Genomic DNA, 24,454 nt, shown 5'->3' on the forward strand with positions numbered 1-24,454 from the left:
AGCATGAAGATCCTGATGGTTCTGGCCTCGCATGACCAGTTGGGCGATATCGGCAAGAAAGCCGGCTTCTGGCTCGAAGCGTTTGCCTCACCCTACCATGTGTTCCGCGATGCCGGGGCAGGCATCACGCTGGCCTCGCGGCCTACAGGCCCGCCCCGAACAAGCCCGCGTAATCCTCGCGCAATTGCCGCTTGAGCAGTTTGCCGGCGGTGTTGCGCGGCAGGTCGGGCACGAACACGATGCGCTTGGGCACCTTGTACGGGGCCAGCGCGGCGCGGGCATGGGCAAGCAGCGCCTCCTCCTCAGCGCGCGTCTCGCGCTTGAGCACCACGCAAGCCGCCACGGCTTCCACCCACTTGGGGTGCGGCAGCGCGAAGACGGCGACTTCCGCCACGGCTTCATGCTGGTACAGGCACTCCTCGACTTCACGGCTGGATACCAGCACGCCGCCGGAATTGATCACGTCCTTGATGCGGTCCACCACATACAGATAGCCGCCCTCGTCCATATAGCCCAGGTCGCCCGAGTGGAACCAGCCGCCGCTGAAAGCCTCGGCGGTCTGCTCCGGTTTGTCCCAGTATTCGGTGAGCAACTGCGGCGAGCGGTGCACGATCTCGCCGAGCTCGCCGGGCCTGGCGTCCTGCATCTTCTCGTCGACGATGCGGGTTTCCACATTCAGCACGGGACGCCCGGCCGAAGCGGGCCGCTCGCGGTGCTCATCGGGGCCGAGCACCGTGGCCAGCGGGCCGATCTCGCTTTGTCCGTAGCAGTTGAAAAAGCCCAGCGCGGGCAGGCGCTCGCGCAATTCCAGCAGCACCGGCAGCGGCATGATCGAGGCGCCGTAATAGGCCTTGGTCAGCGAGACCAGCTGGCGCGGATCGAAGTCCGCGTGGCGCAGCAGCGCAATCCATACGGTGGGTGGTGCAAAGAAGCTGGTGATGCCGGCCTCGCGCACCGTGCGCAGGCAGAAGCCCGGCTCGGGGCTTTGCGCCAGCAGGATGCTGCCGCCCATCAGCAGCAGCGGCATCAGGAAGACATGCATCTGCGCGGAGTGGTAGAGCGGCAGCGCAGCCAGCGCGTCATCCTCCGGCTTGATGTCGCACGTGGCGATGGCGCTCATGTATTCGGCCAGCAAGGCGCGATGCGTCAGCACGGCCCCCTTGGGCGCGGACGTGGTGCCGGAGGTGTAGAGGATCTGCGCCGGCATGGCGTCGTCGAGGGTGGCAAGGATCTCCCCGGCGGGGCCCTTGGCCGCCGTCAGCACGTCGCGCTCGCCGCCGCCATGGAGGCTGCCCAGCAACGGGCAAGGCAGCCCTTCGACGTGCGCGGCCAGCGCCGGGTCGGCGAACAGCGCGCTGGCGCCGGACTGGGCGACGATGTATTCGACCTCCCCGCGCGTCATCGAGAAATTCACCGGCACATGGATCAGCCCGGCACGCAGGCAGCCCAGCCACAGCAGCACGTAGGCATCCGAATTCTTGCCGAACGCCGCCACGCGGTCGCCGGGGCGCAGGCCCCACCGTTGCAGCGCGGCACCCACGCTGGCCGCCGCGGCCTCGAGTTCGCGATAGGTCCAGCTGCGTTCGCCAAAGCGCAGCGCCACCTTGTCGGGGTTGCGCCGTACCGCGCGGGCGAGGGCATCGGGGATAGTGTTGCGCAGGACGCGCTGCTGCTCTGACTGCATGGTGGTCTCCGTTATGGTTTTAGGGTCCAGCAAGTCTTGAGAGCCGATGCCGCAGGGCTTGATCGCGCCATTGCATTCCTGGCGCAAGCACGATGCCGCGACGTTGGCGTTCGAGGGGCCAGCATACGGGCGGGCCGGCGCAGGCGCAAGCCGCCCTGGCGTGGGGAAGGCGGAGACGCCGGGCAGGACGTCCGGCGCAAGGGGAGGATAGAGCGAGGCAGCGCGCCACGGCGGCGCCGTGGCGCGTGTATGCAGCCCGATGGCGGCGGCTTTTGCTGCCGCTGCCGCTGGCTCAGGCGGACAGCGCGCCAGCCAGGAAGGTCAGGGCTCGGCCGTGGGCCAGCGCGGCGGACGGCTGATGATACGAGCCGCGCGCCCAGCAGTTGAAACCGTGATCGGCCTGCGCATAGACGTGGATTTCCGCCTGGCGGTTGCCGGCCACGGCAGCGCGCACTTTCTCGACGGCGTCGGCCGGGATATGCGCATCGAGCGCGCCGTAGTGGAACTGGACCGGCACCTTGATACTGGCGGCTTCCTGCAGGTTGTTCTGGATGCCGCCGCCATAGTAAGGAACCGCCGCATCGACCAGGCCGCGTGCGGCGCTCAGGTAGGCCATCAGGCCACCGAAGCAGTAGCCCACTGCCGCAATCTTCGCGCCCGCGCCGAGCTGGCCGCGCAGCGCCTTGGCGGTGGCGGCGATGTCTTTCACCGCCAGCTCCACATCCACCTTCTGGCGCAACTCCATCGCGCGCGCCATGTCCGCGCCCGCATAGCCCAGTTCCACGCGCGGCGCCAAGCGCCAGAACACGTCCGGCGCCAGCACCACGTAGCCGTCGAGGGCGTACTGGTCCGCTACCGCGCGGATATGTTCATTGACACCGAAGATTTCCTGCACCAGCACGATGCCAGGTGCATTGGCCGCCTTGCCCGTGGGCGGCAGGGCAAGGTAGGCATCGAAGGCGCCACCTTCGGTTTCAACGCGGATCCATTGGCTGTTGCTGTGGTTAGGCATGCTTGCTTGCTCCATTGACACTCAGTGCCGTTGATCGGCAGGACAGAAATCCGGAAAACTGCAAGTGTGCCACTGTCCGGGCAGACGTGCCGCGCGTGCCGCAGCACGCACCGTCACTCAGCCCGTCATGCAGCATGCGGGCGCCCGGTCCATCAGCTTGCCGGCTGAACGCCAGGCAGGAATTCGATGCCGGTGCGCTTGACCAGCTCGCCATAGGAGATCGGCTTGCCCGGCCGGGCGGCGTCGGAGTTCTCGATCCAGTGCGCCCAGGCGCGGTTGGTCGACGGATCGTAGACGAGCTTGTAGAGGTATGTGGGGACCCAGACCTTGCCGCTGCCAATGGTGCGAACGTTGCCATCGAAGACCGGGCCCGTGATGACATAGACATCGCCGGCCGCGCGCATGGCGTACTTGCGTGTGGCCTTTTCGATGGAGGCCCATGCCTTGCGGTTGTTCTGGCTGTATTGCGGCACCACATTGGCGAGCGTGAACGATTGCGACATGGCTTGCGCGGTCGGCTGGTCGGCGGCAGGCGACATATGGCCACGGTCGATGCCTTCATTGCCCTTGTAGTCGTCCAGTTCCGCCCGCTCGGCGCGGGGCAGGCGCGCATCGGAGAAGAAGCGATTTGTTCGCGCCTCGTCCCTGGCATCGATCAGCTGCACGCGCGACAGGCGCTCGGCCACGTACAGCGGGGTCTTGCTGCGGCCCGAGTGCATGACAGCAAAGGCGTCATAGCAAAGCGGGCGCAGCTTGAGCTCGGCCGAGCTCGGTGCCTTGGGGGCCGCGCTTTGCGCGAAGAATTGAGGACATTGGGAAAAGCCGCCGGAAGCGCTGGCCACGCCAGATGCCAGGCACAGCGCCACCGAGAAAAAAAACTTCTTCATGCGAGAAAGGAATCCTTACAGCTTGCAGGTTTGAAGAGACGGCAAAAGCCGGCAAAGGCCCGAATAGGCCCGAATAGGCCCGAATAGGCCCGAATAGGCCCGAATAGGCCCGAAAAAACCGGCGAGAGCCGTCAGAGGACATTGCACCGTTGCGCAGGATGGCGGAGGCCGCGCGCGGGAGCCGGGCATTCTGCCAGACAGAAGCGCGATGCGGAACGGGCGATGCGCAACCTACATAGACCAGGGCGGCAATGAGACAGTTCTCATTCAATGCCGCGGCGGCTCCTATAATCGCGCTTTTGCACAATCACCTACGCACCTGCGTTTTTTCACGGCGCACACCACCATGCTCAACCGGCTGGAAATGCTGAGGATCTTCTGCGCGGCAGCGGAGTCGGCTTCGTTCAAGGCAGCCGCGACGCGGCTGGGCACGTCGCCGCAAACCGTCACCCGCGCGGTCAAGGACCTCGAGGAAGCCGTGGGCGAGCCGCTGTTCCACCGCAACACCCGCCAGATCCGCATCACCGCCGCCGGCGAGCGCCTGGCCGAGCGCGCCCGCGCGGCGCTTGTCGATGTCGACAGCCTGTTTGCGCATCCGGCCAGCCGCTCGGACACGGAGCTCAAGGGCGTCGTGCGCATTACCGCGCCGAGCACGCTTGGGCGGCAGCATCTGCTGGTGGCGCTGCGGGAGGTAGCGCTGGCGCATCCGGGTATCACGCTCGACATCCGGCTTTCGGACCAGGTCGCCGATGTGGTCGACGACGAGATCGACATCGGCCTGCGCCTGGGCATGTTCCGCGACCAGCGGCTGGTGGCGCGCATGACGACGCGGGTGGGCTTTCATATCGTGGGCACGCCGGAGCTGGTGGCGCGCGTGGGCAAGCCGGCCGACCTGGCCCAGCTCGCCGCGCTGCCCACCACAGGCCTGATCGACCGCAGCAGCGGCCGCGCCTGGCCGTGGTATTTCGCCCAGGGCGAGCAGTTCAATCCGCGCGCGCCAGCTTTTCTCACCGACGACCCGGAGACCGAAATGGAAGCGATCCTCTCCGGGCTCGCCTACGGTCAGTTGCCTGACTATCTCGCGCAGCCCCATCTGCGTTCCGGCCGCCTCGTCAGCGTGCTGGAACGCTTCGCGCCCGCGCCGTGGGGTTTGTACATCTACCGCTCGCGCCGTAGCCCGGTGCCGATGCGCATCCGGCTGGTGTTTGACGCGCTGGTGGCTTACTTCGGCGACAAAGACGCAGTGGCGGCGCGCTGAGCGCGCTTCCCGCTTTCCGTCGCCCGCTTCCCGCTGTCTTGACCGAGCGGACGGTAGCGTACCGCTGCCGGGCACGGTTATCCGTTAGCCAATCAATTCCAGAACATGGAATTCTGAAATCAAAACGTTTCCATTTTGATTGATCATCGCCGCCAAGATAATCACTTCCATCCGCAGGCAGCGCGCCTGCAGTTTTCCGGAGTGAACAATGAGCACGAACATCGCAAGCAAGGTTGTAGTCATCACCGGCGCCAGCAGCGGGCTGGGCGAAGCCACCGCGCGTCACCTGGGCGCGGCGGGCGCCTCGCTGGTACTGGCCGCCCGTCGCGGCGACCGCCTGGAAACCCTGGCGGCCGAGATCCGCGCCAAGGGCGGCAAGGCGGAAGTGGTGGTAGCCGACGTGAGCCGGCGCGCCGATGTCGAGGCCTTGGCGCAAAAGGCCGTGGCAAGCTTCGGCCGCATCGATGTCATGATCAACAACGCGGGCCTCATGGCCATCGCCCCCATGAGCGAGGCCAAGGTCGAGGAATGGGAGCGCATGATCGACRTCAACATCAAGGGCGTGCTGTATGGCATCGCTGCCGCGCTGCCCGTGTTCCAGAAGCAGGGCGCGGGGCACTTCATCAATATTGCCTCGGTCGCGGGCGTGAAGGTGTTCAGCCCGGGCGGCACGGTGTACAGCGGCACCAAGTTCGCAGTGCGCGCCATTTCCGAAGGCTTGCGGCATGAAACCGGCGGCGCGATCCGCACCACGGTGATTTCGCCGGGCGCGGTCGACTCGGAACTCAAGCTAGGCAGCTCCCACGCGGAAAGCGCCAAGGTGGTGGGCGAGTTCTATCAGCAAGCCATCCCGGCCGATTCGGTGGCTCGCGCCATCGCCTACGCGATCGAGCAGCCGGCCGACGTGGATATCAACGAGATTGTGCTGCGCCCGACCGTGCAGGAATTCTGAGCATTGCGGGCAACGCGGCCGCGTCCCTGTGGATCAGGCCGCGCGCGGCGTCTTTCGGCTGCGCATGGCCGAGGGGCGCACCTGCTGCAGGGTGCGCAGGCTCTGGATGGCATCTTCGATCGCCTCGATGCCTTGGGTGAGGCGGTCCCGGGCCTGGCCCAGCGCGGTCTGGGTCTCGGCGTCGAAGATCGCCAGGTGATCAAGCGAATCGACCTCGGCCTGCAACTGGCCGACGAGCCGTCGCAACTGCGCGGTGCTGTGTGATGCGGTGGAACGGATTGCCATTGCGGTCTCCGGAAAGGCAGGGCGCACACTCGTAAGGTAGAACGTATGCACCGGAAAGGACAAACTCTTTCTCGGCGTGTTCGATCGTTTTACGCGTTAGGCAACAGTCCGCCAACAGTCCGCCAACAGTTCGCCAACCGTCTGCCAATACTCGCCCAGGACAGCGCAAACAACGGCTAGGCGCGGACACCAAACGCGCCATTGCGATGGCATGATCCTTGCCAGTTTGCCTGGCGTTTTTCGAGGCGTTCTTTAGCGAGCGGGCAGCCTCGCATGGTGCCATGCGAGGCCGATGCCGCTGGATAGCGATCAATCGGCGTGGATGTTCGCTGCTTGGGCGATCTTGCGCAGGCGCGCGATCTCGCCGGTGACGCGCACGCGGTATTCGCCGGCGCTGCCGTACTCGGGCTCGAAGCCGTTGGCAGTCATGCTCTGCTGCAGCGCGGGATCCTTCATCATGCTGGCAATGGCGGTTTCCAGTGTCTGGCGCGCCGGCGCGGGAATGCCCTTGGGCGCGACGATGGCAAACCAGGTGCTGAGCGACACACCGGGATAGCCGCTTTCGATCGCCGTGGGCACCTGGGGCAGCAGCATCGAGCGCGCGGCGCTGGTGACGGCGATGGCCTTGACCTTGCCGCCCTTGATTTGCGGCGCGGCTGCCACCACGGTATCGACCGACAGCGGGATCTGGTTGCCGATCAGGTCGGCCATGGCGGGCGCGCTGCCTTTGTACGGTACGTGCAGCAAGCCCATGCCGGTCGCCGCGTTGATCATCTCGCCCGCGAAGTGCGCAGTGGTGCCCGCGCCATAGGAGCCGTAGGACATGCCGCCTGGCGTGGCCTTGGCCTCGGCCACCAGTTGCTTGAGCGTGTCCGCCTTGACTGCCGGATTGGCCAGCAGCACCAGCGCCGTGGAGCCGACCATGCCGAGCGGCTCGAAGCTCTTGAGCGAGTCGTAGGGCAGGCGTGAGTATGTGACCGGATTCACGGTGAACGTGGTGGCAGCACTGAGCAGCAAGGTATAGCCGTCAGGCGTGGCTTTCGCCACATAGTCGGCGCCGACGATCGTGCCCGCACCGGCCTTGTTCTCTACCACCACGGATTGCCGCAGCACTTCGCCCAGCTTGCGCGCCACCAGGCGGGCAAGCACATCCGTGGAGCCGCCCGGGGGAAACGGCACTACCAGCTTGATCGGCTTGTCCGGGTACGTCTGGGCCAGCGCCGGCCCGGCCACCGCCAGTGCCGCGCAGGCGGCGGCACCGCCAATGATGCATCGGGCCACGCCGCTGGTCATGTTCAGCGTCCATCTTGTCATGTGCGTTGCAAACATCTGTGTTTCCCCTTGTGTTGCGATCAATGTGGTCGATGTTGTCGAAATGGTCAATGTGGCCCGGTGCGCGGACCCTGGCCGGCGCCATGGTGGCGGCTTACAACGCCGGGCGGATGCGCCCGGCGGGATTGGCCTGCTCGAACAGTTGCGCAAACGCCAGCAGCGCGCGCTCGCCGCGATATTTGCCGACGATCTGCAAGCCCACCGGCAAGCCGTCGTCGGTAAAGCCGCAGGGCACCGAGATGGCGGGATGGCCCGTGATGGTGATGCGGTAGCACGAGCGCATCCAGCCAATATAGCTAGGCATCGGCACGCCTTCGATGCGCTGCGGATATTCGGTTTCAACGGCGAACGGCGTCACCTGCGACACCGGCGCGATCAGAAAATCGTAGCGCGCCAGCAGGGCCTGCATGCGCGCAAACATGCGGCTGTGGGCCCGCGCGGCTTCCGCCATCGCGGCGCCGTCCTGGGCCAGGCCCAGGTCGATGTTCCAGAGCACTGTTTCCTTCATCTGTTCGCCATGCTCGGCGCGCGCCGCGCCGTAGTTGGTGGCGAACGCCAGCGCGCGCAGCACCTCGAAGGCGTGGTCGGCCCCGCTGAAATCCGGCTCTGCCTCGTCCACCGTGCAGCCCAGCGCCTGGCACTGGCGAATTCCCTCCTGCAGCATGCGGCTCACCGCCGGCTCGAACGGCAGCCCACCGAGCGTCGGGCTGACCGCCACGCGCAGGCCCTTGCCATCGATCCGGGGCAGGGTGGCGAAATCGCTGGCGTCAGCGGCAATTGCCAGCGGGTCGGCCGGATCGTCGCCGGCCAGCACGCTGAACATCAGCGCCACATCCGCCACCGAGCGGCCCATCGGCCCGCCCACCGTGAGCGTGTTGAATGCATGGTTGGCCGGCGTCATCGGCACCCGTCCGATCGACGCTCGCAAGCCCACCACATTGCAGAAGCTGGCCGGGTTGCGCAGCGAACCGCCCATGTCCGAGCCATCGGCCAGCGCGACCATGCCCGCGGCCAGCGCCGCCGCGCTGCCACCACTGCTGCCACCGGCCGAGACGCCCAGGCGGTAAGGGTTGCGCGTGGCGCCGAACACAGCATTGAAGGTGTGCGAGCCCGCGCCGAACTCCGGCAGGTTGGTCTTGCCCAGCATGATGGCGCCCGCGGCCCGTTGGCGCGCCACCACCGCGCTGTCCTGCGCCGGCACAAAATCCCGGTACACCGCCGAGCCAAAGGTAGTGCGCACCCCCGCGCTCAGGAAGGAATCCTTGTGTGCCACCGGCAGGCCAAACAGCGGCCCGGGCACGGCGCCGCGCGCCAGCGCTGTGTCGGCCGCATCGGCCGCGGCCTGTGCCTCCTCGAAGGTGGTGGTGACGATCGCGTTGATGGCCGGGTTGACGCGCTGGATGCGCGCGATATGCGCGTCAATCACTTCGCGCACGCCGAGTTCGCGGGTGCGGATGGCGCGGGCCATTTCCACGGCGCCAAGGTAGCAGATGTCTTCCATGAGGTTACGGTCTCCTTGCTTCGCTTTGCATTCTGTCAGCGCCCCGCGGCCGCTCGCTGGCTTGCGTGCGTGCGCGGCTGGGGCATGGCGTAACGATAACGGCAGCCGGGCCAGTTCCGGCAAAACGCGTGTCGCAATGCCAACAGCATTTCCGCGCTCTGCCTGCCAGTTCACGCCCGCCAGTGGCGTGGCAGAGCGCACTAGCCGCACCGCGGCGGTGCCGTTTGCGCGAGAAGCTGCCGCTCAGGCCGCGCCGCATGGCATTTCGGCACCATTGGTGCTCCGGCCAGCCAGAAAGCTGCTTTCTAAAATCAGCAAGGCAGGTGCGGGCCAGGCTTATCATTGCGCAAAGGCCGGTGCGCAATGGCAGCACGCTGCCAGTCCCTCTCATGCAAAGACACGCTTGCCGGAAGCACAACCATGAAGTTCACATCGATCCACGCGGTACCGCTGGCCTATTTCCTTGAGGTGGCGGAGCGCGGCTCGCTCAGCGCGGCCTCTGCCTCGTTGCATGTCGCGGTATCGGCCATCAGCCGGCAGGTGGCCCGGCTCGAAGCGGAACTCGGTACGGCGCTCTTCGAGCGCGAGCCGCGCGGCATGCGCCTGACCGAGGCCGGACTGGTGGTGCAGCAGTACGGACGCCGCGCCTTCCTCGACGCGCAGACCCTGCAGGCCGATCTCCAGGGCTTGCTTAGCTTGGCGCACAGCAAAGTCAGGCTGGCCTGCACCGACGGCTTCGCGCGGGACTACATGCCTTACGCGATGGCGCTGTTCCAGCGCCGTTTTCCCGGCGTGAGCTTTTCGCTTGAAGTCTGCGCGCCTGCGATCGCCACACGCATGGTCCGCGAGGGCACGGTGGACCTGGCGCTGACGTTCGCCATCGCGGCCCAGGAAGGCATCGAAGTCGCCTATTCGGAAACCGCGCCGGTCTATGCCTATGTCGCGCGCAAGCATCCGCTGGCCGCGCTCAAGCGCGCCAGCCTGAAGGAGGTGGTGGCGTATCCGCTGGCGCTGCCCAGCGAGACCAACACCATCCGGCAACTGTTCGACCTGGCCTGCGGCGTGGAAGGGCTGCGCCCGCGCATATTGCTTAGCAGCAATTCGCTGAGCGCGCTGGTGGGCTACCAGACGTACGCGGACGCGGTGTACCTGACGGGTTCCCTGGCGGTGCGCAACAACCTGCGCGCGGAGCGGCGCGTGCTGGTGCCGATCGCCAGCCGCGCCATGCAGCAGCGCGCGCTGCAGGTGCAGACCATGGCGGGGCGCCACTTGCCGCCGGCAGTGCGCGCCTTCGTCGAATGGCTTGCCGAGGACATCGCCGGGCGGCGCCGCGCCGTGCAGGACCAGCCGGCACGCCGGCGCGCCGGCCAGGTTCAGGCATGAACCGCCGGCACGGGGCCAGTGCTTAACACGTCAGCAATCTTGTCGGCGAGTAACCGCACTTTGGATTTGCCGTGCCCGCTGCCTATGATGGAGAAACGTATCCGGAGCACCAAGCTGGCGGGTGCGTATCGTAGCCAGCGGCCATCGCGCCAAGGAGGGCGGACATGTCAAACCACACCTACAAACTGGTTGAGATCGTGGGCTCGTCGCCGGACGGCTGCGACGCGGCGATCCGTAGCGCCATCGACAAGGCGAGCGAGACCATCAAGCATATCGACTGGTTCGAAGTGGTTGAGACACGCGGGCACATCACGGACGGCAAGGTCGCGCACTTCCAGGTCACGCTGAAGATTGGGTTTCGCGTGAGCTGAGTTGCGCCGCATCGTCCGCGTGCCTATACAACTGGTTCAGCGCTGCGTCGGGCGCGTCGCGCAGGAAGGCGAGCATCTTCTCGATGAAGGGCGCATTGGCGGTGCGCGGCACTTGCCGCACCCAGCGGATGGCCTCGTGTTCCTGGCCGCATAGCGCCAGCGCGCGGGCGTAGTTGAACTGGCCGCGAAAATCGCCGCCTTCGGCCGCGCGGCGGTAGTAGTCCATTGCCACGGCCGCGTTGCGTTCCACTTCCCAGCCGTCCTCGTAGAAGCCGCCTACGATATTGAGCGACTTGGCGTGCCCCATATCGGCGGCCCGCAGATACCAGTCGAGCGCCTGCGGGCGGCTGGCGGCAATGCCGCGGCCCAGCACCAGCGCCGTTGCCAGGTTGTACATGCCCCAGTCGGAGCCGCGCTGCGCCGCGAGCGTGTACCACTGCGCTGCCGCGTGATCGTCCTGCAGCGTGCCCCAGGCGTTTTCGTAGCAGCGGCCAGTCATGTTTGAGGCCCCGGCATGACCGGCGTGTGCGGCGTACTTGAACCACACGAAGGCGCGGGCTGCGTCGCGCTCGACGCCGTGGCCTGCGAGAAACCACTGGCCGAGAATCATCTGCGCTTCGAGGTTGCCTTGCACGGCGGCGCCGCCCAGCCAGGGCAGCGCCAGGTGTGGCGGCTCGCGCAGCTTGTCGGCCAGGCCGTTGGCGCCAAGCTGGTCAAGCTCTCCGGGAGAGACGATGCGGAAGGGGAGTGTGGCCAGTGTGTCCAGTGTTTCCATACGGGGCGGAGAAAGTAAAAACGGCACACCGTGCCGCAAGGGTGGTGTGCCGTGTGCGGGCTGGCCGGTCTGCAAGACCGGCCGGCAGCGCAGGGTTTGCCGAGCGCTTGCCGCGGCTCAATAGCGCACGTTGAGGCTCAGGACGCCGGAGCGTCCGGGAGCGATCGATGCATAGTGGCTGGCGTAGGCCTGGTTGTAATAGACCTTGTCGGCCAGGTTGAACACATTGAGCTGCACCGCCACGTTCTTGTTGATGCGATACGAAGCCATCGCATCAAAGCGCCAGTACGAGGGCACCCATTTGTTGGTGGCTTCGCTGCCCCACACCTTGGAGACGTAGTACGCACCGCCGCCTACCGTGAGGTTGGGGATGATCTGATACGTGCTCCACACGCTGAAGCTGTCCGCCGGCGTGTTGGGGAAGGACTGGCCGTTGGTGGCGCCGAAGGCCGCACCCGAGCCGCCGTTGTTGCGCAGTTCGCTCTTCAGGTGCGTGTAGCCGCCGAACACGGCCCACTTGTCGGTGACGTTGCCCGAGAAGCCCAGTTCTACACCGTCCACGCGCTTGTTGCCGGCCATGGCGGCGGTGCCGTCCTGCTGCGTGATGCGCGCATTGGTGGTTTCCACGCGGAAGATCGCGGCCGTCAAAGCGAGGCGCTTGCGCAGCACGTCCCACTTGGTGCCGATTTCGAAGGCGCGGTTCTTTTCCGGGGCGAGCTGGTCGCCCCGGTTGCCGGCGCGGTCGGGCGCCAGTGCGTTGCCGTCACTGCCCTGGGCCAGGAAGGAGCCGGCAGGGGTCGACGAGGTGCCGTAGGAAACGTAGAAGCTCGCGTTGTCCACCGGCTTGTAGACCACGCCCAACTGGTAATTGAACAGGTTGTCGTCACGCGAGTACTCGGCGCGGGTGCCRTTGGCGGCGCGGGCGGCCTGGAACTCGGTGCTGTAGCGGTCAAAGCGCACGCCGGCATTGAGCAGCCACTGCTTGTTCAGCTCGATCGAGTCGAAGGCGTAGACCGAGCTGGTGTTGGTCTTCGAGTTGGTCGGGTTGTTCACGCGGCTGATGGCGCCCGCCCATGGGTCGTTGGGGTTCGGGTTGTACAGCGTGGTGCAGTTGTAGCCGCCGGCGGCGCCCGGGCCGCTCGGGCAGCGGTTGCTGCCGGTCGCCACGTTGTAGCTGTCGTTCTCGCTCTTCTCTTGCGCGAACTCCACGCCGAAGGCGTACTTGTGCTTGATCGTGCCGGTGGCGAACTCACCCGACAGGTCGGTCTGGTTGGCAATGGTATTGGCGGTGGCCACACGCGTATTGGTGCGGCGCCAGATCATGCCGTAGTACAGATTGCCCTGGCTGTCGTCCGGCTGGGTCCAGATGAAGTCCTGGCTGGTCTTGGCAATACGGGTCTGGTTGCGGAACTTGAGCGCTGGGCTGAAATCGTGCTCGAAGCGGATGGTGCCCATGTCGGCCTTATCCTTGCGGAAGTCGCGATCGGACAAGCCGTAATAGGTGTTGCGCGGCACGTTCACCGGCGAGCCGTCGCCGGCGACGCTCAGGCGCGGGCGGCCGTCGGTGCGGCGATTGAAGGTGGGGTTGTTGTACGGGATGCCGGTGTCGGGGATATCGTCCGACTGCATATGGTAGTAGGACAGCGTCAGGCGCGTGTCGGTACCCAGGCCGAAGGCCACGGAGGGTGCAAAGCCCCAGCGACTCTGGTGCGTGGTATCGCGCCCGGCGACGCCGGCATCGTGATACATGGCGTTCAGGCGGAAGGCCGYGTGGTCGGCGAACTTCCAGTTGCCGTCGACCGTGGCGCGCTTGTAGTCCGCATTGCCGACGCCAATGTTGCCTTCGGCGAAGCTGGTCAGCTTGGGCGCCTTGCTGACGATATTGATGCTGCCGCCGGCCGAGCCGCGGCCGTCGTAGGCGCCGGCCGGGCCCTTGGTGACCTCGACGGATTCGACGTTGAACAACTCGCGGCTTTGCGAGCCGATATCGCGGAAGCCATCCAGGAAGGTGCTGGCCTGCGCATCGTAGCCACGGATAAAGGGCCGGTCGCCAACCGGGTTGCCGCCTTCGCCGGCGCCGAAGGAGATGCCGGGTACCGTACGCAGCACATCGCTCAGGCTGGTCGAGCCGGTGCTCTGGATCACTTCCTGCGGAATAACGGTGATCGACTTGGGCGTATCGAGCAGGGCGGCGGGCGTCTTGATCGACGATGCGGTGTCCGCCTTGAAGCCGCTTTCGTTGGCGCCACTGACGGTTACCGCGGGCAATTCGACGGCAGCAACGGTCGTGCCGGCCGATTGGGCAGCTACCGGTGCAGCTGCGACCGCCATGCCAACGGCGCCCGAAAGGCGCGGTATGACGTTATGTTTCTTGTTCTTCCGGACGACAAAAGCGGTCTGCACGAATTTCCCCGATTGCTTGAATAATGTTGAGAATGAGAAGAATTATCATTTGTATTTCATATGTCAGTCAAGACATACATCCATCGTGTCTGTAGCGAAAACGTTACATTTTCGAATTCGCGGTACGGGAATAGATGCCGTGGCACGTGCGGCTCCCGCGTGCCACGACGAGGACCAACCTCGGCTCAGTACCGCAGGTTGACGTTGAAAACGGCGGCGCGCCCGGGCGCAATCGATGCGTAGTGCGCCGGGTAGGCCTGGTTGTAATAGACCTTGTCGGCGAGGTTCATCACGTTGAGCTGCAGCGTCACGTTTTTGTTGATCTGGTAGGCCGCCATGGCGTCAAAGCGCCAGTAGGACGGCACCCAGTTGTTGCGGGCCTCGCTGCCCCACACCTTGGAGACGTAGTAAGCGCCGCCGCCCACCGTGAGATTCGGGAGGAACCGGTAGGTGCTCCACAGGCTGAAGCTATCCGACGGCGTGTTGGGGAAGGAGTGGCCGTTGGATGCGCCGAAGGCCGCGCCGGATCCGCCGTTGTTGCGCAGTTCGCTCTTCAGGTGGGTGTAGCCGCCGAAGACAGCCCACTGGTCGGTCACGTTCCCGGAGAAGCCGAGCTCGATGCCGTCCACGCGCTTGTTGCCCGCCATGGCCGCGAGGCCGTCTTCCAGGATGATGCGCGCATTGGTGGTTTCCACGCGGAAGATGGCGGCCGTCAAGGCCAGGCGCTTGCGCAGCACGTCCCACTTGGTGCCGAGTTCGATGCTGCGGTTTTTTTCCGGAGACAACGCGGAGCCCGCGCTGGTCGGCGCGAGCCCGCTCGGCTCGCTGCCCTGGCCGACCACGGCGCCGGCTGGCGTGGACGAGGTGCCGTAGGACAAGTAGACACTGGCGTTTTCCACTGGCTTGTAGACCACGCCTACCTGATAGTTGAAGAGGTTGTCGTCACGCGTATGCGTGCTGCGCGGGCCGGCGCCGCCGTTGGCGCGGGCGGTCTGTACTTCGCCGCGGTAGCGGTCGAAGCGCAATCCCGCATTCAACATCCACTGCTTGCTGAGCTCGATCGAGTCGAAGACATAGACCGATGCGGTCGTGGCCGTGTGATTGGTCGGGTTGTAGTTGCGGGCGATCCGGCCGCTCCACGGGTCATGCGGGTCGGGGTTGTACAACGTGGTGCAGTTGTAGCCGCTGGCCGCGCCCGGGCCGCTTGGGCAGCGGCTGTTGCCCGTGGCGACCGTGTAGCCGTCGTTCTCGCTTTTCTCGCGAGAGAATTCCACGCCGAACGCGTACTTGTGCTTGATGGCCCCGGTGAGGAACTCGCCCGACAGGTCGGTCTGGTTGGCCTGCGTAGTGGAGATGCCGTGGCGCTGGTTGGTCCGGCGCCAGACCATGTCGTAGTAGATGTTGCCATTGAAGCTGCCGTCCGGGCGCGTCCACAGGTAGTCCTGCTTGGTGCGCCCGACGCGCGTCTGGTTGCGGAACTTGAGTGCCGGGCTGAAATCGTGTTCGAAGCGGACGGTGGCGACGTCGGCGCTGTCTTTGCGGAAATCGCGGTCGACCAGGCCGTAGTAGGTATTGCGCGGCAACTTGAGCGGTGAGCCGTCGCCGGGCAGCCGTGTACGCGGCCGGCCATCGGTGCGCGGGACGAAGTTCGGGTTGTTGTAGGGCATGCCGGTGTCGGGCAGCCCATTCGTCTCCATGTGGTAGTAGGACAGCGTCAGCCGGGTTGGGCCACCAAGGCCAAGGGCGACGGACGGGGCAAAGCCCCAGCGCTCTTGATGCGTGCTGTCGCGGCCGGGCACGCCCGCATCCTGGAACATGGCGTTGACACGCGCCGCGGCGTGGCCGCTGAACTGCCAGTTGGCGTCGGCGGTGCCGCGCTTGTAGCTGGCATTGCCCACGCCGAGATTGCCTTCGGCGAAGCTGCCCAGCTTGGGCGACTTGCTGACAATGTTGATGCTGCCGCCCGCCGAGCCCCGTCCGTCGTAGGCGCCGGCCGGCCCTTTGGTGACCTCGACCGACTCGATGTTGAACATCTCGCGCGATTGCGCGCCGATGTCGCGCATGCCATCCAGGAAGGTGCTGGCCTGCGCATCGTAGCCACGGATAAACGGACGGTCGCCAACCGGGTTGCCGCCTTCGCCCGCGCCAAATGCAATGCCGGGCACGGTGCGCAGCGCCTCGGTGAGGCTGGTGGAGGCGGTGCTCTGGATCAGTTCCTGCGGGATCACCATGATGGACCTGGGCGTATCCAGCAACGCGCCAGGCGTCTTGACCGAGGAGGTGCTGTCGGTCTTGAACTGGTTAGGGGCCGAGCCGCTGACAATGACCGCAGGCAGCTCCGCCGCCACCACCTTGGTGCTTCCTGCGGTCTGGGCAGCCGTTGGCGCGGCCGCGATGGCCATGCCAACCGCGCCTGTCAGGCGCGGGATGGCGTTGAGTTTCTTCTTGGTCCTGGTGACGAGGGCGCTTTGCATGATTCTCCGACTGCTGCGGTTGACAATGAATGCAAACAAGTATCATTTGCATCTACGCCGCAAGAATTCGGAAAAATCTGCAAGGCTAAGTGGAAAATTCCCAAAGACGCTTCGTCCTTGCTGTCCATTCGCTAGCTACTCGCCACCTACTCGCCACCACGCGTCACCTATTCAAACTGATAAGAGTATGTCGCGTTCAGGCGCGGCGACCGGCGCGAGGCATTGGTCGGCTTGTCGCCAACCGGCTGCGCCACCGAGACATCCAGCGTGTAGTAACGCCGGTCCGAGAAGCGCAGGCCGATGGCCACCGACTGCAGCGTGCGGTGTACCAGCGACAAGCTGTTCGAGTACACGCGCGCCATGTCGGTCAGCACGTAAGGCTGCACGGTCTTCAGGTAGGTCAGGCCAGGCGTGAAGAGGCGGTTGATCTCAGCCGACGCGCCCCAGCCCTTGTCGCCCGCCACCTCGCCCGCCGGATAGCCGAGCCCGAAGAAGCGGCCGCCAAAGCTGATCTGCTCGCTCGACGCCAGGCGCTGCCCGCTGTACTGGCCGGCGGCGGACACCGCCACGCCAAAGCCCCAGGGCAAGTCGGTGGCCTGCGACACCACCAGCCGGCTGCGCACGAAGTCCAGGTCGTTGACGTTGTTCTCACGGCTCGCGCCGAGCGCGTTCATGCCTTTGTAGACGCCCAGCGTGGCGCTGCGGGTCTGGCCCTCCTGCCGCTGCACGTAGGCGAGTTCCGCGCTCAGCACGCGCACATGCGTGGTCAGCGCGATCTGCCTGCCCGTGCCCGACTGCGTATAGCGCTCGAACTGGTCGTTGGCATAGAGGCCGCCGGTAGCCGTGAGCGAGTGCGCGTTGTTGAGGATCACCGGATAGCTGAGCGTGCCGCCGAGGCGCTTGGTGTCGTTCACGTAACGCGTATCGAAGCCGATTTGCGCCAGCGTGCCGTTTTGAGGCACGCCACGGTAATGCGAGGCGCTCAGGCGGGCCATCATGCCCTCGGTGCCGATCGGCTGGCCATAGCTGGCGACGTAGTATTCCTCGTGGTCCGGGCCCCGGGGCGCTAGCGCGGAGACCGATATCTGTTCTCCCAGCGGCGTCAGGCTGTTGGTGGTGGCGGTGAAGATGCCACGCACGCTCGGATCCTTGTAATCCAGGCCCATGCCAAACGTAAAGGGCTTGCGCTTGACCTCGAGCACCATCTCGCAGGCGCCGTCCGTGGTCTGCGGCGGCTGCACGGTAGCGGCCACCTGCATGCCGGGCTGCAGCGCCAGCACGTTGACGTAATGCTCGAAGGTCTCGCGGCGCAGCGGCTCGTCTTGCATCAATTGCTCTGCAATGGCGCGCAGGCGGCCTTCGGCCGGGCCCGCTTCGCCGCGGATCGTGATGGTGGCAACATGGCCTTCCACCACCGTGACCAGCACATTGCCATTTTCGAAGCTCTGCGTCGGGACAAAGGCGAAGGACAGCGGAAAGCCGCGTTGCTGGTACATCTGGGTGACTTCATTCGCCACCGCCAGCAGCTGGCCCACCGTGATTTCCTTGCCGGCCAGCGGTGCAAACCTGGCTGCGATCTCCGCGAATGGGATCGCCTTCACGCCTTCGATCTGGAATCGCTGCGGCGTGAGCTTGCTGGTAAGCAGGTTTTGCAGCGCGGAGTCCGGCCGCTCCACCTGCACGGTGACGTTGCTCTGTGGCGGGCGCGCAGGTGCGATGCTAGGCAAGGTTTGCGTGGGATCGCCAAGGATCGGGCTGCGTGGCTCCGCAAGGACACTGTTGCAGGCGCCGATGCCGAGCAGCAACGTGGCAACACGCAGGCGTGTGTGCGTCATGGTAATACCCCTGGATCCGTAAAAATCAGCATGCGGCTTTAACGCGCTGTGCCAATGACGCCAGGGGTGCCGCTACCCTTGGCGCTATTGCGTGGCCAATCGCGTTCTCTTTTAAAAGGGGCACGTCGAACGCGCCCCTTTTTTAATTCTTACATGCAGGCGCACGAAGCGCGAAGCATGCATTGCCTGCTTGATACTTAGCGTTTGCCGCCGAGGCCGCCCAGCAGGCCACTCACGAGGCCGGTAACCGGCGCCAGTGCGTTGTTGCCCGAGCCGCTGCCACTGCCACTGCCACTGCCGCTGCCGCTGCTTGCGGCATTGCCGCCGGTGATGCCCGCGACGATGCCGGTAACCGGTGCAAGCGCATTGCCTGCGCCGCCACCCGAGGCACCGCCGGCAGCGCCGGCGACCGTGCTCACCACGCCGCTGACCAAGTTGGTGACAGGCGCGAGCGGGCTGCTTGCGCTACCGCTACCCAGGCCGCCGGTGAGCCCACCGGTCAGGCCGCTGACCAGGCTGGTGACAGGCGCGAGCGGGCCGCTTGCGCTGCCGCCGCCCAGGCCGCCGGTGAGCCCACCGGTCAGGCCGCTGACCAGGCTGGCGACAGGCGCCAGCGGGCCGCTTGCGCTGCCACCAGTCAGTCCACCCGTGAGACCGCCCAGCAGGCTCGTGACCGGCGCCAGCGGGTTGCCGCTACCCGTGCCGCCCGGGTTGTAGGCCACGCCGCCAAGCGCGGCCACCGTGCTGCCCGCGCCGGCGACGATGCCGCCCACGCCCGACACCACCGGCGTGTTGGTCTGCCTGATTGTGTTGCCTGCCGTGGCCAGGCCGCCGCCCAGCGTCGCCAGCAGGTTGTTGACCGGAGCACCCAGGCCGGTTGCCGCGCCCAGCGTCTGCGTGCCGCCGGTGAGTTGCGAGGTGAGCGGCACGATAAGCTTGCTGACGCCGCCGGTGAGCTGCTCCACGGGGCCGGTCGAGAGGGCCGCGCCGAGCTGGGCGCCCGCGCCATTGACCGCGGTGCCGATTTGCGAAACCAGTGAGCCCACCGGCGTGGTGACGGCTGCCAGGGGCGACAGCGGACCGCTGCCCAGGCCGCTGACGAGCGAGCCGGCGTTGGTCACGGCATTGCCCACCTGGCTGACCACGCCGCCGGTGCTTGCCACCGTGGTGCCGAGCGGGTTGGTGGCATTTGGGATGTTGCCCAGGCCGTTTTGCACGCCGTTGCCCAGGGTGCTGACCGCGGCGCCGAGCGAGCCGACCACGCCGCCCAGGCCCTCCTTGGATTGGGTCGAGAGAATCGGCAGGTTGGTGTTCTTGATCTGCGTGCCGAGGTCGCTCACCACGTTGCCGGCCGAGGTTACGACGCCACCCGCTTGATCGACGATCTTGCTGGTCGGCGTCAGCGCGGCTGTGTTGCCACCGTTATTGCCGCCATTGTTGCCGCCGTTATTGCCGCCATTGTTTCCGCCGGAATTGCCACCGTTGCTGCCACCGCCCGTGCCTGCGTTGGTGCCGCTGCCGCTGCCGGTGGTGCCGGTGGTGCCTGCGCTGGTACCGCCGCCATTGCTGCTGCCCGCACCGCTGCCGGTATCCATGGACGTCGTGCCGCCACCGCTTGCGCAACCGCCGAGTGCCAACAGCGAGCCGAGCAGTGCCGTGATGAGGATCTGTTGAGTACGCATGACCTTTTCCCTTTTTTCTTCTCGTCGTGAAATCACGGTGCGCGTGGCGCCTGCCGTGGTGTCACTGCATAGCGCAAAGGGTGTGCCAGTGCGTGCCAGCATGCCGCCGGACCGCGCGCGGACACCCGATAAAGACGTGCCAGGCCTTGCCACGCCTGGGTTTGAAGAGGATGAGACATAGCCGGGAAAGGACCAGACATGAGCGCGCTGTGCGGTGTTTCGGTGTTACGCGTTACGTAACGCCGTGGCGCCCATAGGGAACAACGTGGACTTGTTCCCTGCGCCGCGGTCGCATGCCACCGTGTCGGCAGCGTGTGGGCAGACTGTGCGTGCGCAGTTGCGCATCGGGAACATCGAGGGGGGAACACGTTACGTAGCACGTAACACGCCGCGCGGCATGGGGCCGCCTTGTTGTGCAACGCGACGCGTGGCTGGCCCATGTTCGCCATCCCGCGTCAAACAACGGTTTGCACGGCGGCGCCAGGGTTGATGGACTGCATTGCCGGCTGCGTGCCACGCGGGTGGCACGCAGCTTGCGGTATTGGCTCCCGACAAGCGCGGCGCACAGCGCGGCGCGGAGCAAACGCCCTAGTCGTATTGCGGTATTGCGGTATTGCGTTCCGCGCTCAAGGCTTCGCATGCATCGTCCAAGAGCCAATTCGATTGCAGTTCCAAAGGAGAACCTTCCGCGAGGAAGACCAGGAGATCCCATGAAAGCGCATTTCGCCCCGATGTCATCCATGACCCTCGCCTGTGCCGCCGCACTGTTGCTGCTGGCAGGTTGCTCCTCCGGCGGATCCGGTAGCGGCGTGAGCCCCAGCGCCGTCACGCCAACCACGCCTCCTCCGAACAAACCGGCTGCGACGCCCGACACCACGCCCACCGCCAAGGTCACTGAAGGCGCGGGCAATACGGTGGTGGCAACCGGCAACGCGGTGAGCGATATCGGCAAGCAGATCCAGGCTGCGCAAGTGCCGCTGCTTCCTGACGCCACGCGCAACGCGCTCGGCGGCGTAGTGGTAAACGCGGGTAACACGGTCGGCACGCTAGGCGTGGGTGTGCGCGACGGCCTTGGCAATATGGGTGCAGTCACCGATCCGCTTGGCATCACCGTGTCCAGCACGGGCAACGTGGTGCAGAAAGCCGGCGTCACGGTATCGAGCGCGGGTGATCTCGTGAGCAGCCTCGGTACCGGGCAACTGGCGCCGCTAGGTGCGGTGACTACACCCGTGGGCGGCCTGGTCAATCAGGTTGGCGGCGCGGTGACGATGGCTGGCGGCAAGCTCGGCGAGGCGCTCTCGACCGGTCCCGTGGCGCAAGTCACCGGCAGCGTGAGCAAGGTGATCGTGCCGCTGACCACGCAGCTCACCACCGTTACGCAAACGGTTGGCGGCGCCACCGGCCTTGGCGCGCCGCTGGACAAGCTGCTGGCCACCCTTGGCAACTCCGTGGCCAGCGGCGGCAGCCTGCTGACCAATAGCCAGGCCCCGTTGGTCTCCAGCCTCGGCGGTATCGTGACCGAAGCCGGCAAGACCGTCGCCGGGGCCGGTGTGCTGGTGCACGGCAACGGCACCGGCGGCAATCCGCTCGGCGGGTTGCTCGGCAACCTGCCCCTGGGTGGCATCGCGGGCGGTTCCAGCTCGGGCGCAGGCGCAGCAGGCGCACTGGCACCCGTGACCGGCTTGCTTGGCGGCGTGACGGGTGGCGCTTCCGCAGGCACTGGCACTGCCGGCGCGCTGGGACCTCTGGCCGGTTTGCTGGCACCTGTGACGGGTGTGCTTAGCGGCGCGCGCAACACGGCAGCGGGTGCGGCTTCGACGACATCGACCACGCCGAACGCGCCGGGGCTGACCAATCTGCTCGGCGGCCTGGCTCGTTAATCGTTGATCTGAATACGTCGAATACGTCGAATACGCCGAATACGTCTTTACGGTGCGCAGTCGTCCTTACCCCGCGGCTGCGCATCCTTTTACATGACACCGCGCCACATGGCTCACCCGAACGGGTGTGGTATTTGACGCGAGTAGAACTTTTGCTCTTTAAAAAAACACTGTTTTCAAACGGACGTCAGCCATTATGCTGAGACAACTATAACTCCAAGGGGGGTATGGTTGAGACATGGCTTTGATCTATAAATTGTTCACCAGCGTTACCGCTCGGTACTAACCTGGCCACAAGAGCGAGGTGGTATCGAAGGGGTAAGCGGACGCTGGGTGATGTATTAAATCAAAATCGGAGTGACATCATGAAAAACGCTTTGACACGCTTTCTTCGGGACGAACAAGGGGCAACTGCAATCGAGTATGGGTTGATTGCAGGTCTCATTGCTCTGGCTCTTATCACCACGGTCACTCAACTAGGCACCGACGTCAGTGCTCTGTTCACTCGCTTGAGCAGCAGGGTCACGGCCATTCTTCCCGCAGCCGGTGGCTAAGTGTTAGCCCTAATTGCCGCGTTATTCTGCGCGGCAATCATCTGGACCGATTTCGCTTATCGCAAAGTACCAAATGCCGTGCTGGTTGCCACGATCGTGGCAATGAGCCTGGCGCTTGCGTTCGGGCCTGCCCCTGAGCCTGGGCTGATTTCGCGGCTGCTCGGTTTTCTGGTGGGCTTGCTGGTCATGTTGCCGGTATATGCACTCGGCCGCATGGGCGCGGGCGACATCAAGTTCTTCGCCGTCACAGGCTTGTTCACTGGCCCCATGGGGCTGGTGACGGTATGGGTGGTCGGCAGCCTGCTGGCGCTTGCGCATGCCTTGCTGGTGCGCATGCAAGCTGGCGCGGTCTGGGCTGTATGGCGAGACCATTTCGCAAGCTTGCTGCAGCGAGGAGGCGGCATGAGCGTCCCTGGCGCGGCGCGCCATGCCGCGGAGGAACGCGGCATTCCGTACGCCGCGTACCTTGCGATCGGCTTGTTGGTCTGGATGATTTTGGGAAGGTAGCTGCCGCGCGGGCGGGGGTCTGATAGTCAATTGCCAACCGCCTGGCGCCCGCGTCACCGGTTGGCGCAAAAAAAGTAAAAGATAACCGGGTGAAGTATGCCATTGCGGGGAAACCACGCCGTGCGGACGCGCTCGTCCGGAACGGCTGCGCTTGAATTTGCCATTGTGCTGCCGGTTCTTCTGGCTGTCGTGATCGGCATTGTCTATTTCGGCATCGTGCTGGCCCTGCAGCAGACACTGACGCTTGCCGCGGAAGAAGGTGCCCGTGCCGCCCTGCGTTACCCCAGCGGGGCATCAGCCAATAACGCGGCCGCCACGCAAGCCTTGCGGGTGAGCGCGGCTTCGACGACGGCCTTGGCCGTGTTGCCTGCCTCAATCAGCAGCGTCATTCCCACCGCCAATATTGCGCAAGTTGTTGCCTGCGCCAATCCGAGCGGCTCGGTCTGCGTCACGGTGACGCTGAACCTTCCCTCAAGCGCGATCTTGCCGGTCATACCTGGGGTACCCATTCCCACAACGCTGACTGGCAGCGCGACGGTGCAACTGGCACCTGACACATGAGGATCTGCCCACGCCACGAGCGGACACCGTTTGCCAACATGTGCCCAAGCCAGATTCCATTTATCCAAACCAGAGATTTCGCATGACCAGCAAACAGATCCGCGTGCTTGCCATCGTGCTGCTCGTCCTTGCCGCGTTGCTGGCGTTGCTCGCGTGGCGCGTGGCCCGTACACCGGCCAAACCAGCGGAGCCCGTGGTGGGAAGCGCGCAGTCGTATCCGGTGGTGGTCACAGCGAAGCCGATCGAAGCCGGCAAGCCAGTCCCCGTTGACGCGCTCAAGGTAGAGCAATTGCCCATCAATCCGGCGGGGGCTTACACCGAGGTAGCCCGCGTGGCAGGCCAGGTGCCGCTGGTCAGCATTGGCGCGAACGTGCCGGTACTCGAAAGCCAGCTGCTGGCGGGTCTTGCCACCCAGGTGAAAGAGGGCGAGCGCGCGGTAGCGGTCGCGGTTGATGAAGTGATTGGCGTTGGCAACCAGGTGCAGCCGGGCGACTTTGTCGATGTGTTCGCGGTGTTCCGCCGCGATGGACAGGAGATCGCAGGCAGCCAGGCGCGCATGCTGCTCGCGCGCCTGCGCGTGCTGGCCTATGGCGCGGGGACGGTCAATGAAGCCGCCAAGCCTCCGCCCGAGCAAATGATGGCGCGCCGCGAAGGCGCGAAGACCGCCGTGCTGGCAGTGCCGGTGGCCAACGTCGGCAAGCTGGCTATCGCGCAGCAAACCGGGCGCCTGTTGCTGGCCCTGCGCAACCCCGAGGATCCGGACGTTCCCACCGAAGGCTTGTTCGAGGATCCCGCACCGGTATTGCAGGCGAAGGCGCAGGCAAAAGGCGGGGCGCCTGCCGCAGCGCTGGCGCCATCCGACCGCGCAATGGCAGGCGTTGCGCTGGCAGGGATCGCGGGTGGGGCGCGGGGTGAGGCGCTTCCTGTCAAGGCAGCGCCACCGCCTGTGCCGGCGCCCGCAGCCATTGCGCAGCGCGCACATGGCGCGAGCGCGAGCAGCGTCGCGCAAAACAGTGTTGAGATGATCCGCGGCGGCAAGCGCGAGATCGAATGAAGCCAGGCACGCCGTTGTGGTCGAAGCCTGCCTCGTGCAGGCCCGCCGGATTGCTCTTGGATTG

General features: G+C 65.6%; 21 protein-coding genes and 1 pseudogene. 11 read left to right on the forward strand and 11 right to left on the reverse strand.

What is annotated here, in order from left to right:
• Positions 1-3 precede the first annotated feature (3 nt).
• Positions 4-174, forward strand: a pseudogene (locus AB4061_RS26285) (type 1 glutamine amidotransferase domain-containing protein); the annotation flags it as partial.
• On the opposite strand, the gene AB4061_RS26290 reads toward AB4061_RS26285, so the two are convergent.
• From AB4061_RS26290 to AB4061_RS26300, 3 genes are all read right to left on the reverse strand, one after another.
• The gene (locus AB4061_RS26290; protein WP_441639020.1) at positions 143-1,684 is read right to left on the reverse strand and encodes a fatty acyl-CoA synthetase; all 1,542 of its coding nucleotides are present in this window, start codon (positions 1,682-1,684) and stop codon (positions 143-145) included. The pseudogene AB4061_RS26285 and the gene AB4061_RS26290 overlap by 32 nt on opposite strands.
• Positions 1,685-1,976: 292 nt before the next feature.
• Positions 1,977-2,696: a dienelactone hydrolase family protein gene (locus AB4061_RS26295; protein WP_043357103.1), complete on the reverse strand. Its 720-nt coding sequence runs from the start codon at positions 2,694-2,696 to the stop codon at positions 1,977-1,979.
• A 152-nt stretch (positions 2,697-2,848) separates the two neighbouring features.
• Positions 2,849-3,583 (reverse strand): DNA/RNA non-specific endonuclease, encoded by a 735-nt coding sequence (locus AB4061_RS26300; protein ID WP_441639022.1) that lies wholly within the window; start codon positions 3,581-3,583, stop codon positions 2,849-2,851.
• 346 nt (positions 3,584-3,929) lie between these two features.
• On the opposite strand from AB4061_RS26300, the gene AB4061_RS26305 reads away from it, so the two are divergent.
• Together AB4061_RS26305 and AB4061_RS26310 are read left to right on the forward strand one after the other, a co-directional pair.
• Positions 3,930-4,841: a LysR family transcriptional regulator gene (locus AB4061_RS26305; protein ID WP_441639024.1), complete on the forward strand. Its 912-nt coding sequence runs from the start codon at positions 3,930-3,932 to the stop codon at positions 4,839-4,841.
• 208 nt (positions 4,842-5,049) lie between these two features.
• Positions 5,050-5,793 carry an SDR family oxidoreductase gene (locus AB4061_RS26310; RefSeq protein WP_441639026.1) on the forward strand — a complete coding sequence of 248 codons (744 nt, stop codon included), beginning with the start codon at positions 5,050-5,052 and terminating at the stop codon, positions 5,791-5,793.
• Between the two features lie 33 nt (positions 5,794-5,826).
• On the opposite strand, the gene AB4061_RS26315 is transcribed toward AB4061_RS26310, so the two are convergent.
• The 3 genes from AB4061_RS26315 to AB4061_RS26325 all read right to left on the reverse strand — a co-directional run bounded on the left by AB4061_RS26315 (position 5,827) and on the right by AB4061_RS26325 (position 8,911).
• The gene (locus AB4061_RS26315) at positions 5,827-6,078 is read right to left on the reverse strand and encodes a hypothetical protein (protein ID WP_006163098.1); all 252 of its coding nucleotides are present in this window, start codon (positions 6,076-6,078) and stop codon (positions 5,827-5,829) included.
• Positions 6,079-6,387: 309 nt separating this feature from the next.
• Positions 6,388-7,392, reverse strand: coding sequence for a Bug family tripartite tricarboxylate transporter substrate binding protein (locus AB4061_RS26320; RefSeq protein WP_441639028.1), 1,005 nt, complete (start codon positions 7,390-7,392; stop codon positions 6,388-6,390).
• Between the two features lie 112 nt (positions 7,393-7,504).
• Positions 7,505-8,911 (reverse strand): amidase, encoded by a 1,407-nt coding sequence (locus AB4061_RS26325; protein WP_441639030.1) that lies wholly within the window; start codon positions 8,909-8,911, stop codon positions 7,505-7,507.
• Between the two features lie 420 nt (positions 8,912-9,331).
• Here AB4061_RS26325 and AB4061_RS26330 point away from each other — a divergent pair, with 420 nt between their 5' ends.
• Both AB4061_RS26330 and AB4061_RS26335 read left to right on the forward strand, forming a co-directional pair.
• The gene (locus AB4061_RS26330) at positions 9,332-10,294 is read left to right on the forward strand and encodes a LysR family transcriptional regulator (protein ID WP_441639032.1); all 963 of its coding nucleotides are present in this window, start codon (positions 9,332-9,334) and stop codon (positions 10,292-10,294) included.
• A gap of 164 nt (positions 10,295-10,458) precedes the next feature.
• Positions 10,459-10,665, forward strand: coding sequence for a dodecin (locus AB4061_RS26335; RefSeq protein ID WP_441639034.1), 207 nt, complete (start codon positions 10,459-10,461; stop codon positions 10,663-10,665).
• Here the strand turns inward: AB4061_RS26335 and AB4061_RS26340 are convergent.
• From AB4061_RS26340 to AB4061_RS26360, 5 genes are all read right to left on the reverse strand, one after another.
• The gene (locus tag AB4061_RS26340) at positions 10,634-11,440 is read right to left on the reverse strand and encodes a tetratricopeptide repeat protein (protein WP_441639036.1); all 807 of its coding nucleotides are present in this window, start codon (positions 11,438-11,440) and stop codon (positions 10,634-10,636) included. The genes AB4061_RS26335 and AB4061_RS26340 overlap by 32 nt on opposite strands.
• Before the next feature lie 117 nt (positions 11,441-11,557).
• Positions 11,558-13,771, reverse strand: coding sequence for a TonB-dependent receptor (locus AB4061_RS26345; RefSeq protein ID WP_441639038.1), 2,214 nt, complete (start codon positions 13,769-13,771; stop codon positions 11,558-11,560).
• A 257-nt stretch (positions 13,772-14,028) separates the two neighbouring features.
• Complete coding sequence (locus tag AB4061_RS26350; RefSeq protein ID WP_441639121.1) at positions 14,029-16,245, reverse strand: TonB-dependent receptor; 2,217 nt, start codon at positions 16,243-16,245, stop codon at positions 14,029-14,031.
• A gap of 239 nt (positions 16,246-16,484) precedes the next feature.
• The gene (locus tag AB4061_RS26355; RefSeq protein WP_441639040.1) at positions 16,485-18,152 is read right to left on the reverse strand and encodes a ShlB/FhaC/HecB family hemolysin secretion/activation protein; all 1,668 of its coding nucleotides are present in this window, start codon (positions 18,150-18,152) and stop codon (positions 16,485-16,487) included.
• A gap of 197 nt (positions 18,153-18,349) precedes the next feature.
• Positions 18,350-19,834, reverse strand: a complete 1,485-nt coding sequence (locus AB4061_RS26360) for a collagen-like triple helix repeat-containing protein (protein ID WP_441639042.1) — start codon at positions 19,832-19,834, stop codon at positions 18,350-18,352.
• Between AB4061_RS26360 and AB4061_RS26365 the strand changes: the two genes are divergently transcribed.
• The 6 genes from AB4061_RS26365 (at position 19,833) to cpaB (ending at position 24,390) form a co-directional block, all read left to right on the forward strand.
• Positions 19,833-20,015: a hypothetical protein gene (locus tag AB4061_RS26365; RefSeq protein ID WP_441639043.1), complete on the forward strand. Its 183-nt coding sequence runs from the start codon at positions 19,833-19,835 to the stop codon at positions 20,013-20,015. The two genes, AB4061_RS26360 and AB4061_RS26365, sit on opposite strands and share 2 nt — an antisense overlap.
• A 529-nt stretch (positions 20,016-20,544) precedes the next feature.
• Positions 20,545-21,714, forward strand: a complete 1,170-nt coding sequence (locus tag AB4061_RS26370) for a collagen-like triple helix repeat-containing protein (protein WP_441639045.1) — start codon at positions 20,545-20,547, stop codon at positions 21,712-21,714.
• Between the two features lie 365 nt (positions 21,715-22,079).
• Complete coding sequence (locus tag AB4061_RS26375) at positions 22,080-22,268, forward strand: Flp family type IVb pilin (protein WP_441639047.1); 189 nt, start codon at positions 22,080-22,082, stop codon at positions 22,266-22,268.
• Entirely contained in the window at positions 22,269-22,775 is a 507-nt protein-coding gene (locus tag AB4061_RS26380) for a prepilin peptidase (protein ID WP_441639049.1), read from the forward strand.
• 96 nt (positions 22,776-22,871) lie between these two features.
• Positions 22,872-23,336: a TadE/TadG family type IV pilus assembly protein gene (locus AB4061_RS26385; protein WP_441639051.1), complete on the forward strand. Its 465-nt coding sequence runs from the start codon at positions 22,872-22,874 to the stop codon at positions 23,334-23,336.
• Positions 23,337-23,418: 82 nt separating this feature from the next.
• Positions 23,419-24,390 carry a Flp pilus assembly protein CpaB gene (cpaB, locus tag AB4061_RS26390; RefSeq protein WP_441639053.1) on the forward strand — a complete coding sequence of 324 codons (972 nt, stop codon included), beginning with the start codon at positions 23,419-23,421 and terminating at the stop codon, positions 24,388-24,390.
• Positions 24,391-24,454: the final 64 nt, after the last annotated feature.

This window comes from Cupriavidus sp. YAF13, from assembly GCF_052113425.1.
Lineage (GTDB): Bacteria > Pseudomonadota > Gammaproteobacteria > Burkholderiales > Burkholderiaceae > Cupriavidus.

What these genes read in the sequence shown, in the direction of transcription:
- AB4061_RS26290 (WP_441639020.1), bottom strand. Translation starts at nt 1,684, where the DNA reads ATGCAGTCAGAGCAGCAGCGCGTCCTGCGCAACACTATCCCCGATGCC.
- AB4061_RS26295 (WP_043357103.1), bottom strand. Translation starts at nt 2,696, where the DNA reads ATGCCTAACCACAGCAACAGCCAATGGATCCGCGTTGAAACCGAAGGT.
- AB4061_RS26300 (WP_441639022.1), bottom strand. Translation starts at nt 3,583, where the DNA reads ATGAAGAAGTTTTTTTTCTCGGTGGCGCTGTGCCTGGCATCTGGCGTG.
- AB4061_RS26305 (WP_441639024.1), top strand. Translation starts at nt 3,930, where the DNA reads ATGCTCAACCGGCTGGAAATGCTGAGGATCTTCTGCGCGGCAGCGGAG.
- AB4061_RS26315 (WP_006163098.1), bottom strand. Translation starts at nt 6,078, where the DNA reads ATGGCAATCCGTTCCACCGCATCACACAGCACCGCGCAGTTGCGACGG.
- AB4061_RS26320 (WP_441639028.1), bottom strand. Translation starts at nt 7,392, where the DNA reads ATGACAAGATGGACGCTGAACATGACCAGCGGCGTGGCCCGATGCATC.
- AB4061_RS26325 (WP_441639030.1), bottom strand. Translation starts at nt 8,911, where the DNA reads ATGGAAGACATCTGCTACCTTGGCGCCGTGGAAATGGCCCGCGCCATC.
- AB4061_RS26330 (WP_441639032.1), top strand. Translation starts at nt 9,332, where the DNA reads ATGAAGTTCACATCGATCCACGCGGTACCGCTGGCCTATTTCCTTGAG.
- AB4061_RS26335 (WP_441639034.1), top strand. Translation starts at nt 10,459, where the DNA reads ATGTCAAACCACACCTACAAACTGGTTGAGATCGTGGGCTCGTCGCCG.
- AB4061_RS26340 (WP_441639036.1), bottom strand. Translation starts at nt 11,440, where the DNA reads ATGGAAACACTGGACACACTGGCCACACTCCCCTTCCGCATCGTCTCT.
- AB4061_RS26350 (WP_441639121.1), bottom strand. Translation starts at nt 16,245, where the DNA reads ATGGCCATCGCGGCCGCGCCAACGGCTGCCCAGACCGCAGGAAGCACC.
- AB4061_RS26355 (WP_441639040.1), bottom strand. Translation starts at nt 18,152, where the DNA reads ATGACGCACACACGCCTGCGTGTTGCCACGTTGCTGCTCGGCATCGGC.
- AB4061_RS26365 (WP_441639043.1), top strand. Translation starts at nt 19,833, where the DNA reads ATGACCTTTTCCCTTTTTTCTTCTCGTCGTGAAATCACGGTGCGCGTG.
- AB4061_RS26360 (WP_441639042.1), bottom strand. Translation starts at nt 19,834, where the DNA reads ATGCGTACTCAACAGATCCTCATCACGGCACTGCTCGGCTCGCTGTTG.
- AB4061_RS26370 (WP_441639045.1), top strand. Translation starts at nt 20,545, where the DNA reads ATGAAAGCGCATTTCGCCCCGATGTCATCCATGACCCTCGCCTGTGCC.
- AB4061_RS26375 (WP_441639047.1), top strand. Translation starts at nt 22,080, where the DNA reads ATGAAAAACGCTTTGACACGCTTTCTTCGGGACGAACAAGGGGCAACT.
- AB4061_RS26385 (WP_441639051.1), top strand. Translation starts at nt 22,872, where the DNA reads ATGCCATTGCGGGGAAACCACGCCGTGCGGACGCGCTCGTCCGGAACG.
- cpaB (WP_441639053.1), top strand. Translation starts at nt 23,419, where the DNA reads ATGACCAGCAAACAGATCCGCGTGCTTGCCATCGTGCTGCTCGTCCTT.